14 protein-coding genes are annotated in these 13,342 nt (G+C 43.3%); 5 read left to right on the top strand and 9 right to left on the bottom strand.

The annotated features are described in order from the left end of the window. From SNE26_RS13280 to trpS, 6 genes are all read right to left on the bottom strand, one after another. Positions 1-1,611, bottom strand: a complete 1,611-nt coding sequence (locus tag SNE26_RS13280; RefSeq protein WP_321559834.1) for a CTP synthase — start codon at positions 1,609-1,611, stop codon at positions 1-3. A 195-nt stretch (positions 1,612-1,806) separates the two neighbouring features. After that, a complete protein-coding gene (locus SNE26_RS13275; protein ID WP_321559833.1) occupies positions 1,807-3,339 on the bottom strand; it encodes an ATP-binding protein in 1,533 nt (510 codons plus the stop codon). Between the two features lie 3 nt (positions 3,340-3,342). Continuing rightward, positions 3,343-4,479, bottom strand: coding sequence for an FIST N-terminal domain-containing protein (locus tag SNE26_RS13270; RefSeq protein ID WP_321559832.1), 1,137 nt, complete (start codon positions 4,477-4,479; stop codon positions 3,343-3,345). A gap of 251 nt (positions 4,480-4,730) precedes the next feature. After that, positions 4,731-5,504, bottom strand: coding sequence for a 3-deoxy-manno-octulosonate cytidylyltransferase (kdsB, locus tag SNE26_RS13265; protein ID WP_321559831.1), 774 nt, complete (start codon positions 5,502-5,504; stop codon positions 4,731-4,733). A 55-nt stretch (positions 5,505-5,559) separates the two neighbouring features. Then, positions 5,560-6,174, bottom strand: a complete 615-nt coding sequence (locus SNE26_RS13260; protein WP_090524476.1) for a deoxynucleoside kinase — start codon at positions 6,172-6,174, stop codon at positions 5,560-5,562. A gap of 126 nt (positions 6,175-6,300) precedes the next feature. Beyond that, entirely contained in the window at positions 6,301-7,296 is a 996-nt protein-coding gene (trpS, locus tag SNE26_RS13255) for a tryptophan--tRNA ligase (protein ID WP_321559830.1), read from the bottom strand. A 46-nt stretch (positions 7,297-7,342) separates the two neighbouring features. Between trpS and SNE26_RS13250 the strand changes: the two genes are divergently transcribed. The 5 genes from SNE26_RS13250 (at position 7,343) to SNE26_RS13230 (ending at position 12,018) form a co-directional block, all read left to right on the top strand. Further along, positions 7,343-8,089 (top strand): lysophospholipid acyltransferase family protein, encoded by a 747-nt coding sequence (locus SNE26_RS13250; RefSeq protein ID WP_321559829.1) that lies wholly within the window; start codon positions 7,343-7,345, stop codon positions 8,087-8,089. Between the two features lie 135 nt (positions 8,090-8,224). Beyond that, entirely contained in the window at positions 8,225-8,515 is a 291-nt protein-coding gene (gene gatC, locus SNE26_RS13245) for an Asp-tRNA(Asn)/Glu-tRNA(Gln) amidotransferase subunit GatC (protein WP_321559828.1), read from the top strand. Positions 8,516-8,685: 170 nt separating this feature from the next. Further along, positions 8,686-9,426 carry an ABC transporter ATP-binding protein gene (locus tag SNE26_RS13240; protein WP_321559827.1) on the top strand — a complete coding sequence of 247 codons (741 nt, stop codon included), beginning with the start codon at positions 8,686-8,688 and terminating at the stop codon, positions 9,424-9,426. A 67-nt stretch (positions 9,427-9,493) separates the two neighbouring features. Further along, the gene (locus SNE26_RS13235; protein ID WP_321559826.1) at positions 9,494-10,309 is read left to right on the top strand and encodes an AraC family transcriptional regulator; all 816 of its coding nucleotides are present in this window, start codon (positions 9,494-9,496) and stop codon (positions 10,307-10,309) included. Positions 10,310-10,368: 59 nt separating this feature from the next. Further along, entirely contained in the window at positions 10,369-12,018 is a 1,650-nt protein-coding gene (locus SNE26_RS13230) for a serine hydrolase (protein ID WP_321559825.1), read from the top strand. Between the two features lie 83 nt (positions 12,019-12,101). Here the strand turns inward: SNE26_RS13230 and SNE26_RS13225 are convergent, their stop codons facing one another. The 3 genes from SNE26_RS13225 to SNE26_RS13220 form a co-directional block, all read right to left on the bottom strand. After that, on the bottom strand, positions 12,102-12,725 hold the full coding sequence (locus SNE26_RS13225) for a hypothetical protein (protein WP_321559824.1): 624 nt from the start codon (positions 12,723-12,725) through the stop codon (positions 12,102-12,104). Positions 12,726-12,815: 90 nt separating this feature from the next. Continuing rightward, positions 12,816-13,010 carry a hypothetical protein gene (locus SNE26_RS29545; RefSeq protein WP_373695593.1) on the bottom strand — a complete coding sequence of 65 codons (195 nt, stop codon included), beginning with the start codon at positions 13,008-13,010 and terminating at the stop codon, positions 12,816-12,818. Further along, positions 13,007-13,186, bottom strand: a complete 180-nt coding sequence (locus SNE26_RS13220; protein ID WP_321559823.1) for a hypothetical protein — start codon at positions 13,184-13,186, stop codon at positions 13,007-13,009. The genes SNE26_RS29545 and SNE26_RS13220 overlap by 4 nt, the downstream gene beginning before the upstream one ends. Positions 13,187-13,342 lie beyond the last annotated feature (156 nt).

The following is a 13,342-nucleotide window of genomic DNA, read 5'->3' as shown; positions in this document are numbered from 1 at the left end:
TTATTTTTTGCGGGCATAAGCCAGCGAAGCGGCGACAAAGTTAATAAAAAGTGGGTGCGGATTAGCAACTGTTGATTTTAATTCGGGGTGAAATTGCGAACCGACAAAAAACGGGTGATTTTTAAGCTCTACAATCTCCACCAGGCCATTGTCAGGATTTATGCCCGATGGGGTAAGGCCGGCGGCCTCATATTGCTTAAGATACTCGTTATTAAACTCATAACGGTGGCGGTGCCTTTCGGATATGTGGTTTTTTCCGTAAATAGCCGCCGCTTTGGTGCCTTTTTTAATATCGCAGGGATAAGCGCCTAAACGCATGGTGCCGCCTTTGTTGGTGATGTTTTTCTGATCTTCCATCATGCCGATAACCGGGTAAGGGGTGTCAGGGTTCATTTCGGTACTGTTGGCATCCTCAAATCCTAATACGTTACGGCCAAACTCAACTACCGCACATTGCATACCTAAACAGATCCCAAAAAATGGGATGTTGTTTTCGCGCACGTGGCGGATAGCCTGGATCTTGCCTTCAAAACCACGCTCGCCAAATCCGGGGGCAACCAGTACGCCGTGCATACCTTTTAGTTTTTCAACAGCGTTTTCGGGCGTAAGCTGCTCCGAAGGGATATATTCAATCCGTACTTTACATTCCTGCTTAGCACCGGCATGGATAAAAGCCTCGGTAATGGATTTGTATGCATCCGGTAGCTCCACATATTTACCAACCAGCGCAATACGTACATCGGCGGTCGGGTTTTTCAGGCGGCCAAGAAATTCTTTCCAGTTTTCGAGGCTCGGCTCGTTTTTGTGCGGAAGCTTTAATTTGGTCAATACGGTTTTGTCAAGCTGTTCTTTCAGCATTAACAGGGGCACATCATAAATACTTGGCGCGTCAATTGACTCAATAACAGCATTGATATTCACGTTACAAAACAACGCTATCTTTTTGCGGATATCGTTGGTAAGGTGATGTTCGGTACGGCAAACCAGGATATCGGGCTGGATACCATATTCCAGTAACATTTTTACCGAGTGCTGTGTTGGTTTGGTTTTTAGCTCACCTGCTGCTGCAAGGAAAGGTACCAGTGTAAGGTGGATAACCAAAGAGTTAGCTGAGCCAATTTCCCAGCGGAACTGCCTTACAGCCTCAATATATGGTAACGATTCAATATCGCCTACGGTACCTCCCAATTCGGTGATCACAATGTCATATTCACCGTTTTCGCCCAGGATACGGAAGTTTCTTTTTATTTCGTCGGTAATGTGGGGCACTACCTGTACAGTTTTTCCTAAAAATGCTCCTTCGCGCTCTTTATTAATTACATTTTGGTAGATACGGCCGGTAGTGATGTTGTTGGCCTTTGAAGTAGGCGTGTTCAGAAAACGCTCATAATGGCCAAGGTCAAGATCGGTTTCGGCGCCATCTTCGGTAACATAGCATTCGCCGTGCTCATAAGGGTTAAGCGTTCCCGGATCAATATTGATATAAGGATCAAACTTTTGGATGGTTACGCGGTAACCGCGCGATTGAAGGAGCTTGGCTAAAGAAGCAGAGATTATACCTTTTCCTAACGATGAGGTAACACCGCCCGTAACAAAAATATATTTAGTCATGATTTTTTTTGAAAATGACCGCGCTTTTATACCGCGACCAATTGTTTCTGTACGGGATACAAAAGTAAGAAAATTTTCACGCTTCGCCGTATCTGTTTTTCAAAAAAGGGAACCGCTAAGGTGTTTTGTTTGTAAGTTGCTTTTATAGAGTAGGTTGTGCGCTTATTTGCAAGGGGCGTCAAAAAGAAACAGATGTTATACCCTTTCCTTTTGCCTGCTGTATAACTCAATCTTGCGGTGCAGTTCATTGGGGTTAAAGGGCTTGCTCACATAATCATTCATACCAACGGTGAACGCCATATCCTGGATATCAAGCATGGCAGATGCGGTGAGGGCTATGATGGGCAGTTTTTTGTACTTATCGTCAGGCAGTTCGCGTATGGCGCGGGTTGCCTGGTAGCCGTCCATTTCGGGCATTTGCAGGTCCATCAAAACCATATCATAGTCATGAGTTTGCACCAGCATCAGGGCTATTTCGCCGTTTTCGGCAACATCACATTCAACCTCCCATTGTTTCATGAACTGTTTGGCCAGTATCACATTGATCTGGTTATCTTCGGCAATCAACAGCCTGGTACCTTTAAGGCTTTTTAAACGGTAAAACTCATCGCTATCGGCCGTGCTGCTCAATAGTTTTTTACTGTTTTTAAAAGTAAGGCTGAAGTTAAATACCGAGCCTTTGCCATATTCGCTTTCAACTGTAATGTCACTGCCAAGCAGTTGCAGCAGGCGTTTGGTAATAGTTAAGCCCAAACCCGTACCACCGTATTTGCGGGTTGTATCTGAACTGGCCTGGTTAAAGCTTTCAAAAATATGATCAATTTTATCGGGCGTTATACCAATGCCGGTATCGGCTATCTCAAAATCAATGGTTGATGAATTAGCTGTGCTGCTTGCTAAGGATGCGGTTATTGTTACCTTTCCTTTATGCGTAAATTTAACAGCATTGCTCATCAGGTTTGTGAGGATCTGACCAAGGCGCACCGGATCGCCAATGATGGCATTGGGCAAGTCCTGGTCCATCATCAGTTTTATCTGGATGTTTTTTTCGTTTGCCTTTTGCAGCAGGGCCAGGCGTATATTTTTGATCAGATCGGTAAGACTAAAGTCCACATTTTCAAATTCAACGCCACCGGCTTCTATCTTACTAAAATCCAATATATCATTGATGAGCACCAGCAGGTTTTCGGCCGAAAACTTGAGGAAGTTCAGAAACTCCATTTGCTCGGGCTTGGGGTCCTGGTGGATGAGCAGGTGCGTAAAACCAATAACGGCGTTCATTGGCGTACGGATCTCGTGGCTCATAATACTCAGGAACTGTGCTTTGGCCATTGCCGCCTTTTCGGCAAGCTCTTTTGAATGGATCAGGTCAACTTCCAGTTCTTTAGCTTTGGCTATGCGCTCATGTAAAAAGCTGATGATATGGATGAGGTCATCGTCTGAGTCGGAGATGTTTAACTCCACATCGGGATTAAGTGCCCTTATAGCTTCTTTTAGTTGAGAGGTAGAACGCTGTTTGATCTCATTTTGCAGCTTCAGGTTATCCGTAACGGTTACGTATTCGCGCTCACTCACATTAAAAGCATGATCGGCCAGTTTTATCGACTTTTCAAAATTTTTGAAACTGTTATTTACGGCACCCAAAAACTGCAAAATAGCTTCATCTTCCAGGTACTGTGCCGGAAGCATCTTCTTTATCTGCTTATCTAATAAGTAATGGTAATCCATAAATTAACGTTCGGTAAAGGTGGTGATAGTCATGGTTTGGTTATGCAGCTCACAATTTGACCCTTTATTAAGGGGCGACAGCTCTCCGTATGAATAAAAGCCTGCCATAGCGGTTTCATTACCGAAAATATGTTTGGCTGCCATTAACTCTTCGTCGGTGCGGTCATTAAGCACCAGTTTTCGGCCCACACAACTAATCAATATGGCCAGGTTGGCATGCTCCGGCCCTGTTATGGCATCGGTAGCGGCCGATGATGAAGCACCTATCAGTTTTTCAAAGTTGGCTTTCATCAGGCGTACTTTACTCCCTTCGGGCAAATTGCCGGCAAAAGTCATTGATTTTTTGTCTTCGTTAACGCTTAATATGGTTCGCACGAGCTTTTTGTCCGAATCTTCAATGTTTAATGATAATGGGAACAATAGGGCCGAGCCGGGCAGCTCTTTAGCATACTCACCTAAATATTCTTTGTAAAGATCGAGTGCGCTTTTACCATCTATCTCAAAAAGTACGTTTTTATCCGACCGGGTGATGGTTCGTTGAGGCCCAAACTCTTCCCAGCCCCCGCTTGAGCCGTGGCTAATTTGCAGGCTATCACCATAAAAGCCAATGGCTATCACATTGCCTTGGGTGGGAATGGCGTTAAGACTGGTAAATGTACTGTTAAACCGTGCTGCATCACCGGCCAGGCCACCTGTTACGGGAACCTTCCCGGGGTTATCGCGGTTAAAGCCGTCAACCAGCTCACTTCCGTTTATAAAAGTGCCGTCGGATATAATGAATACACAGTTTAAGCCTTTTTTATCCAGTTGCGCCATCAGGAAGGCACCTGTTTCGGCACTGTTAGCCTGTTTGTTTACGTGGGTACACGTGCAGGTAATGGTTGATTTTTCAAGCTCAAGAGCCGTCACTACTATACTATCATCATATACCTCACTACCTAGGATCTCGCCCGCGGTGGAGGCGAAAACAATATTGGCATTGGGATAGCTTGTTTTAAGATAATCATAGATTTCAGGACCGGTAATTAATTTCGGCGCACCGAAAGCAAGTACCAGCTGGCATTTTTCAGCACTAAATTCAGGATCGGCAAAATAATTTACCCAGCCCTTGTTTACAAAATGATGCTGCCTTATCCTCATAATGATTTTAGGTTAATAATGTGGTGGTGCTACAGGTGAAGTTAATAAATTAAGAAGCAAAAATTGGTTAAAATACGAAAGTATCAAACGATTTATTGTTTACAGAAAATTCATTAATTATAACTATTGAAATTGTGTTTCAATAGTTTAAATAACCTTTAATGCGGCACACTTAATCTTATACGTATTAAGAATAACAAGGTTATCAGTACAGGAGTGCTGACTTATAATTGGGAGGGTTGAACCGGAAACTATATATCAAACTTTAGTTTCTCCAGGTCTTCCGGCACATCAACCGCATGGGTTTCCAGCTCGGTTTCGGCCACTTTGATGCGGTAGCCATTATCTATCCAGCGAAGCTGCTCCAGGCTTTCGGCTTTTTCAAGCGGGGATACAGGAAGTTTGGTGATCAGTTGCAATACATCGGCCCGGTAACCATAAATGCCTATGTGCTTATAAAAAATATGAAATTCGAGCCAGTTTTCAGGCTCCTGCCCACGGACGTGAGGTAGCGTGGCGCGTGAAAAATAAATGGCTTCGGATAGTTTATTGATCACCACCTTGGGCGAATTGGTATTATGCAGTTCCTGTTCGGTCAGGATCCTTTTTACAAGAGTGGCCAGTTGGGTATCAGGATCGTTAAAGCACGCTGTTAATTTGGTGATCTGCTCTGGATCGATAAAAGGCTCGTCGCCCTGGATATTGATAATCACATCATACCCGGGGTGCAGGCGGGCAACTTCGGCACAACGGTCGGTACCACTATGGTGATTGGAACCGGTCATTACGGCAATCCCGCCAAAGCTGTTTACATGATTAAAAATACGGTCGTCATCGGTAGCTACGATAACCTCGCTAAGGCTCCGGCATTTTTTAGCCTGCTCATATACGCGCCTGATCATGGTTTTACCACCGATATCAACCAATGGTTTACCGGGAAAACGTGACGATGCGTAACGGGCGGGTATGATGCCTAAAAAGCCCTTCTTAATCTCCCCGGAGGGGAGAGATTGATTTTTTTCCATAGCTTTTATTAAAAAGTCCTCCTGCCAACTGGCGGGGGAGGATTTAGGAGGGGCGCTAAAACAACCCGTTAATCTCCCGTTCAATCAGGTTTACGATGGTGGCCATATCTTCCGTATTGTTGGCAAAATCAAGGTTATCCTTATCGAGGATCAGTAGCTTGCCCAATTTATAATTGTTGATCCACTTATCATACTTTTCGTTCAGTTTTGAAAGATAATCTAAACGGATACCTATTTCATACTCACGGCCGCGGCGCTGGATATTGCTTACCAGTGTTGGTACCGAAGCTTTAAGGTAAACCAGCAGATCGGGCGGTTTTATAAACTCGGTTATATTCTGAAAAATTGATTCATAGTTTTCGTAATCGCGCGTTGTCATCAGGCCCATATCATGCAGGTTTTCGGCAAAAATATAGGCATCCTCATAAATGGTACGGTCCTGGATAATATTATGCCCGCTTTTTTGGATGTCGATGATCTGGCGGTAACGGCTGTTCAGGAAATAGATCTGCAGGTTAAAGCTCCAGCGTTTCATATCGCTGTAAAAATCCTCTAAATAGGGGTTATTATCTACAGCTTCATACAAAGGGTCCCACCCGTAATTTTTGGTGAGCATCTCGGTAAGGGTGGTCTTTCCGGCGCCTATATTTCCTACAATAGCTAAGTGCATATTTATTTAGTTCATGGGTTATAGTACATGGTTCATAGCTGATGTTTTTGACGAAGAACATCAGCTATTTTGAAATGAACTCCGACTAATATACACTATGAACTATGAACTATCAAAACCCGCTATTTAAAATTTCCTGAAACCGATGATCTCTCTAACCTCTCTTATTGTTCTTGAAGCGCTTTCGCGGGCCTTTTCTGCACCCATTTCGGCTACTTTACGCAGGTAATCGGCATCGCTGGCAATGGCGTTGATCCTGTCGCGGATAGGGGCTGTTGCCAGTACCATATCTTCGGCAAGCTGCTTTTTTAAATCGCCATAGCGGATGGCCATTTTGTTATATGATTCGTCAAAATGTGCAAGCGTATCAGGTGTTGATACTACTTTCATCAAATCAAACAGGTTTTGGATTTCCTGTGGTTTTTGCTGGTTTTCAACGGTCGGGCCGCTATCGGTTACCGCGCGCATTACTTTTTTGCGGATAGCCTCCGGGGTATCGCCCAAAAATATCGCATTGCCTTCACCCTCCGATTTGCCCATTTTTCCCTTGCCATCCAGTCCCGGAATTTTTACCAAACTTTCGCCAAAGCTAAAGGCAAAAGGCTCTGGGAAATAATCATGGTTGTACAGCCTGTTAAAACGGTTGCCGAAAGTGCGGGCCATTTCAAGGTGTTGCTCCTGGTCTTTACCAACGGGTACTTTGGTGGCTTTGTGGATAATAATATCTGCCGCCATTAAAACCGGGTAGGTTAACAGACCGGCGTTAACGTTTTCGGGATTGGCGCGTACTTTATCTTTAAAAGAAGTTGCGCGTTCCAGCTCGCCCAGGTAAGCGTTCATGTTCAGGTACAGGTATAATTCGGTAACCTCCGGAACATCCGATTGTACATATATAGTAGCCTTTTCCGGGTCGATGCCAGCGGCTAAATATTCTATCAACACTTGCTTCACGTTGCCATGTAAATTGGCAGGTGTAGGGTGTGTGGTTAACGAGTGGAGGTCAGCAATAAAGAAAAAGCAGTTGTATTCATCCTGCATTTTTATAAAGTTTTGCAACGCCCCGTAATAATTTCCTAAGTGTAAGTTTCCGGTCGAACGGATGCCACTAACAACAGTCTCCATAGTGTGGCGAAAGTAAGGAATTTTTCTATTTTTGGTGATGATGAAAATGATATTGAGAAAAGTACACGTATATCTTTACATTGTGAGCGTGGCCCTTGGCTATCTTTTATTATGGCCTTTTTTCTATTATTTTTCCCGTAAACCTGAACGCTATCGCACCCTTAATTTATTCAGAAGGCTTTGGGGATTAGTAAGTTCGGCTTTTGCAGGTATATTTTACCATTTTGAGTATGAAGAACCGATTGACTGGAGCAGGCCTTATATCATTTGTCCTAATCATACCTCAAACCTTGATATTTCGGCTATGTGTATCCTGGTTAAAAGCAATTGCTGTTTTATGGGCAAGCAGGAACTGGAAGACGGCCTGGTAACCGGTCTTTTCTTCCGTACGGTAGATATACCTGTTAACCGGGATAGTAAAATGTCGTCGTTCCGCGCGTTTAAAAAAGCATCCGAAAAATTACAGGAAGGCATTTCTCTTATCATTTTCCCCGAGGGAGGTATTTCAGATCATTACCCGCCGCAGCTTTGCCCGTTTAAAAATGGCCCTTTCAGGCTGGCTATTGAGCTGAAAATACCTGTCATTCCGGTGTCCTCGGCCAATGCCTGGCAAATACTTTGGGATACGGGTACCAGGCATGGCAGCAGACCGGGCCTGTGCAAATTTAAGGTACACAAACCTGTTGAAACCGCCCACCTAAGCATTGACGATGCTGATGCCTTGCGCGACGAAATATTTGAAATTATGAATAATGATTTAAAGTCTGAAGATACTGTTTCTACTTTCGCTTAGTCAATTATATGGCAGCAGACCGGGAATTTGTAATATATTTGTACATAAACCCATTGAAGCGGGCATGTAACTTTAGATGATGCCGACGCTTTGCACGATGAGGTTCACGCTATTATAAAACAAAAAACAACAGGCATGACCATTGATAAAGAAACCGTTGAAAAAGTAGCCCACCTGGCCCGCCTTGAACTTACCGAAGCCGAAGTACAGGATAACATGAAGGATATGAGCAAGATCCTTGATTTTATGGCCAAACTTAACGAGGTGGATACTACAGGTGTTGAACCGCTGGTTTATATGACCACCGGTGCCAACGTGCTGCGTGAGGATGTGGTGAAACAACAAATTACCCACGAAGAAGCTTTGGAGAATGCCCCTAAACATGATGAGAACTACTTTTTAGTAGCCAAGGTTATTGAAAAGTAAGCGTTTTTGAGTCCGAAAGTCGGAAAAGTCCGTAAGTCGGAAAGCCCGAAAGAATGGGAGCTAAAAAACTTGCGGACTTGCGGGCATCGGACTTACAGACTTCGCCTGACTAAAAATAAAAACTGCTGTAACATTAGGCACCCCAGTGCAGTCAAAACAAAAAATAATTCATGGAGCCAATAAATACTGCCAAGCCGTTAATAACTATAAAAGATATCGGGCGTAAATATGTGATAGGTGCAGAGGTGATCCACGCGCTTAAATCTGTTTCGCTTTCTATTAACAAAGGCGAGTTTGTTGCTTTGATGGGCCCTTCAGGTTCGGGCAAATCAACGCTCATGAATATTTTAGGCTGCCTGGACACCCCAACCAAAGGGCAGTATATCCTTAACGGCATAGATGTAAGCCACATGACCGATAGCCAGCTTGCCGAAGTGCGTAACTCGGAAATTGGTTTCGTATTCCAGACATTTAACCTGCTGCCCCGTAATACTGCTTTGGATAATGTGGCGCTGCCACTGATCTATGCGGGTATAAATAAGGAAAAACGTAAGGAACGTGCCTCTAACGCCCTCAAAAACGTAGGGCTTGGTAACCGTATGGATCATAAACCAAACGAGCTTTCGGGCGGGCAAAGACAGCGTGTTGCGGTAGCAAGGGCGTTGATCAATGATCCCTCAATTATACTGGCCGATGAGCCGACCGGTAATCTCGATACCAAAACATCCATCGAGATTATGGGCCTTATTGAAGACATCCACGCTAAAGGCAATACTATTATACTTGTAACGCATGAAGAGGACATCGCCATGCATGCACACCGCATAGTGAGGATGCGCGATGGATTGATAGAGAATGATTATGCTAATACCAACGTTCAAACTGTCGACCGCAGGGTAGAGGAGGTTTAGCCCCCCGGCCCCTGAAGGGGGAGTGATAGTGTTTATTATCTGTATAATAATGCAATAATCCATCTCCGTGAAACAGTTACAAACAGGCAGCTTTTACGGACAAACCAATCAAACAACAAATTTGCAGGGTATCACTATAACGGATACCGAATATACCCTTGATAAGGTAGACTGGCATTACCATGAAAATGCCTACTTCACTTTTATATTGGCCGGTAATGTTATTGAAGGCAATAAGAAAGAAGTTTATCATTGCCCGGCGGGCAGTTTGCTATTTCATAACTGGCATGATCCGCATTATAATATTAAGCCCAAAGGTTTTACCCGCGGCTTTCATATCGAGTTACAAAAACATTGGTTTGATGCGCTAGAGTTAAAACAGGATAAACTGGAAGGCAGCTTTGCCGTTGATGACCCGGATGTGAAGTTCCTTTTATACCGGATTTTTAAAGAATCAAAGATTTGTGACGATATGACCGCGATAGCTATAGAATCGTTATTGCTGCAATCGCTCAATAAAATGCAGCTAAATAGTGCCGGCATGTCGCGGCAAGTGCCCGTGTGGGTTGGCAGGTTGAAAGAGGTGCTGGCCGATGATCCTGCCAGCAAGCATACGCTTACCGAACTTTCCGGGCTGTTACAGATCCATCCGGTTCATTTATCCCGTGATTTTTCGAAGTATTTTAATTGCACTTTGGGCGAATACATCCGCAAGCTCAGGATTGAAAGATCATTTGCGTTACTGGCAGATGAGGGATTATCTTTAACGGATATCGCTTTTGCCTGTGGATTTGCCGATCAAAGCCATTTTTTGCGATGCTTCAGGCAATTTGGCGGCAGTAATCCATCGGCATACCGTAAGCTTTTGTTGAGGGCATGTTAATCCTGTTCTATTTTAAATGTGTTGATTGAGACAGATTTGTAAAATCTAAACAAATAAAAATGAAACGATATTTATCAATACTCTCTATCATAATTGCTGCAACCTGTAACACATTTGCCCAAACCGGCAATATCATCGAACCTGAACCTATAACCTCCGCTATTCAAAAAGCCAATATAGGTAAGGTTGTTTTTGAGGCAGATACTATCCCGCTTGAAAAACTGGAACAAAGCGATCTGTTAACAAGATATGAGGCTAAGCCGGTAAACAATTTGTACATGCGGCTTTTGCTTGCCAATTCATTAACCAATTATCAGCATAGCTTACAGCCTTCATTAAGCGTTGAACAATTAAACCAGGGCAACTTTCAGTTTACTTTTTATGTAGATGGCAAACAGGTTTACCAGGAAAACCTGCATAAAAGGGCTAATTTGCCCATCGTAAAAAATACAAAGACCACCATATTTGTCCCGTTCGTCAGTAACAGGGGTGAGGATTCATGGGGACGTTTTTTATGGGGAAGGTTTATGGCCCATGGCGGGGAAGATGCGCTTACAACAGGTACGCACCAGCTAAAAATTGAAGTACGACCTTATATTGCTGTCCCTGATTTGAAAGTAGGTGCGTTGATAGCGCAGGGAGAGATCAGGTTTACCGTACCTGCAATTGACCCAAAGGATGCCGAATTGCAGCCCATAAAGCCAGGCAGCGGCTGGCAAGTATCAAAAGATGGCTTCGATACAAAGAAGATCATGGAGATGAATGCCCTTATTGCGGGCAACAGGTTTAAACAGATCACCAGTGTGGTGGTGATTAAAAATGGTAAATTGTTAATTGAGGAATATTTTAACGGCAGCGCCCGCGATTCATTACACAATCCCCGTTCGGTGGGTAAAACATTTGCTTCGGCGATGATGGGGATAGCTGTCCATGATGGCTATATCAAAAGCATTAATCAAACCTTAAAGGAGTTTTATGACCTTAAAAAATTCAGTAACTACTCTCCCCAAAAAGAGAATGTAACGCTAAAAAGCCTGCTTACCATGAGCTCGGTTTTTGATGCGGATGATAATAAAAGCGACTCGCCCGGTAACGAGGAAAATATGTACCCTACAGATGATTGGGTTAAATTTACCCTCAACCTTAAAACAGACAGCAATAAAAGCGCAGGTAAACAATGGAATTATTTTACGGCGGGCGTGGTGGTATTGGGCGATATCCTGAACAAATCCGTACCCGGCGGACTTGATAAATATTCGGCCGAGAAACTGTTCAAGCCATTGGGCATCAGTAATTATCGCTGGCAGTACACCCCGCAAAATGTACCCAATACCGCAGGCGGCCTGCAAATGCGTTCGCTTGATTATGCCAAATTTGGGCAATTGTATAAAAATGGCGGTATATGGAATGGTAAACAGATAATTCCGCAAAGCTGGGTTAAAGAATCATTTACCCAACACCTTACGTTACCGAAGGATGTGGTGGGCGAAGGCTTTTACGGCTACCTGTTTTGGAACAAAACCTATACCGTAAACAATAAAACTTGCGAAACCTATTATTGCTCGGGGAATGGCGGCAACAAGATTTTCGTTTTTACCGATCAGCCACTGGTGGTTATTATAACAGCCGAGGCTTACAATACGCCGTATGCGCATCCGCAGGTTGATAAAATGATGAAGGATTATATTTTACCGGCAGTATTAAAATGAGTTTCTGTAGAGAGTCATCATATGCGTCTCTACAGAAAAAAATATTTTATCTGCTGCTGACAACTTATTATTCACATTTAAGCTTAATCGCAGGTGGTGCACAGTCTCGAAACAAACTCTGCCAGGTGCATAGCTTTTTCTACGGAGATTGCGTGGGTATTACCGATAATGAGGGTATGCTCAACAATCTCTATTACAAAATCATCCAGCCTGATATCCATTACCACGTTGCGGAAATTACGGTCGGCACCGGTAATTGCTTTTTGACGGTCGCTTACCAGCATATAAAAAGTATCACTAAAAGCTTTGTCTTCGGCAAAATCAAGCTCAACCGGATGGATCAGTTCAATGATCTTGTCAACCAATGTTTCGCGCCTGATAAGTACCCTGCCAAAATCATGCTTTAAATAAGCCAGTGCCCAGGTTTGATATGGTGCGGAGGTTACAGCCTTGCCGTGATGATGCCCGATATGTTTTGACTGGCATTCGGTAAACAGCATATAACTGTCATTATTTTTATTTTTTATAGCGTATGATTCCTTTACACTAATGTCGAGATAGTCTTTGAAAATACTAAACTGCTCTAAATGAAAATCAATATGCCCGGTTTGTTCAATCCTGAATCTGTTTTTCAGGCTGTCCAGGATATCACCGAACTGGTCGGTTGCCGGGGGGAACAAGCCGGCGTTTTCAATAGCGGATTCCAAATGTTAAAGTTTAGTGTTGTAAAATGCTAATACAATAATAGCTTTTTTACTTCGAAATTAAAAAATCGATAGTGTCTCAGTTTGAAATTTCTATCTGTTTATAGAAGCAAACCTATAATACGCCACTAACGAAGCCACTATCAGAACGGCGGTTAGCATAGGCAACATTTTATATTCCCTCTTTATCGTATGGTTAATCATGCCGGCTACCATTATAAGACAAAAACAGACTGCTGTAATAGGTGTAAGTATTGGTGCGACCCCTGTTAGCCAGGGAACAATCATGCCCGCACATCCAGCAACTCTAATACACCAAGTATGCGGATAGGAAGCAAATTTCCATCTGGTTTAATATGTCCGTCAGCAATATGGCTTGCTCTGCTGCCACTAATTTTACCAACACCCGGCATAATAAAAAAGGCTGCTAAAGCAACCTGAAAGACCCATATAACAGCATTCATTGATCTTTTAATTAAATTTAGAGATAATAAAAGTATATAAATAAGCATTGAGAAAAGAATGCCACTCAAACTGAGACACTACCCCCCAATTTAAATAACAGGGAAATTGCTTTTAAATAATTGTGGTTATTCGAAGAAATCGCGGAGAGAAATTTT

The sequence above is a fragment of the Mucilaginibacter sp. cycad4 genome (assembly GCF_034263275.1).
In the GTDB taxonomy this organism is placed as follows: Bacteria; Bacteroidota; Bacteroidia; order Sphingobacteriales; family Sphingobacteriaceae; genus Mucilaginibacter.
The sequence above is the reverse complement of the archived record's forward strand: the minus strand, read 5'-3'. Positions and strand labels throughout refer to the sequence as shown.

Coding starts and splice junctions, on each gene's coding strand:
- SNE26_RS13280 (WP_321559834.1), bottom strand. CDS start 1,611: ATGACTAAATATATTTTTGTTACGGGCGGTGTTACCTCATCGTTAGGA.
- SNE26_RS13275 (WP_321559833.1), bottom strand. CDS start 3,339: ATGGATTACCATTACTTATTAGATAAGCAGATAAAGAAGATGCTTCCG.
- SNE26_RS13270 (WP_321559832.1), bottom strand. CDS start 4,479: ATGAGGATAAGGCAGCATCATTTTGTAAACAAGGGCTGGGTAAATTAT.
- kdsB (WP_321559831.1), bottom strand. CDS start 5,504: ATGGAAAAAAATCAATCTCTCCCCTCCGGGGAGATTAAGAAGGGCTTT.
- SNE26_RS13260 (WP_090524476.1), bottom strand. CDS start 6,174: ATGCACTTAGCTATTGTAGGAAATATAGGCGCCGGAAAGACCACCCTT.
- trpS (WP_321559830.1), bottom strand. CDS start 7,296: ATGGAGACTGTTGTTAGTGGCATCCGTTCGACCGGAAACTTACACTTA.
- SNE26_RS13250 (WP_321559829.1), top strand. CDS start 7,343: ATGATATTGAGAAAAGTACACGTATATCTTTACATTGTGAGCGTGGCC.
- gatC (WP_321559828.1), top strand. CDS start 8,225: ATGACCATTGATAAAGAAACCGTTGAAAAAGTAGCCCACCTGGCCCGC.
- SNE26_RS13240 (WP_321559827.1), top strand. CDS start 8,686: ATGGAGCCAATAAATACTGCCAAGCCGTTAATAACTATAAAAGATATC.
- SNE26_RS13230 (WP_321559825.1), top strand. CDS start 10,369: ATGAAACGATATTTATCAATACTCTCTATCATAATTGCTGCAACCTGT.
- SNE26_RS29545 (WP_373695593.1), bottom strand. CDS start 13,010: ATGATTGTTCCCTGGCTAACAGGGGTCGCACCAATACTTACACCTATT.
- SNE26_RS13220 (WP_321559823.1), bottom strand. CDS start 13,186: ATGAATGCTGTTATATGGGTCTTTCAGGTTGCTTTAGCAGCCTTTTTT.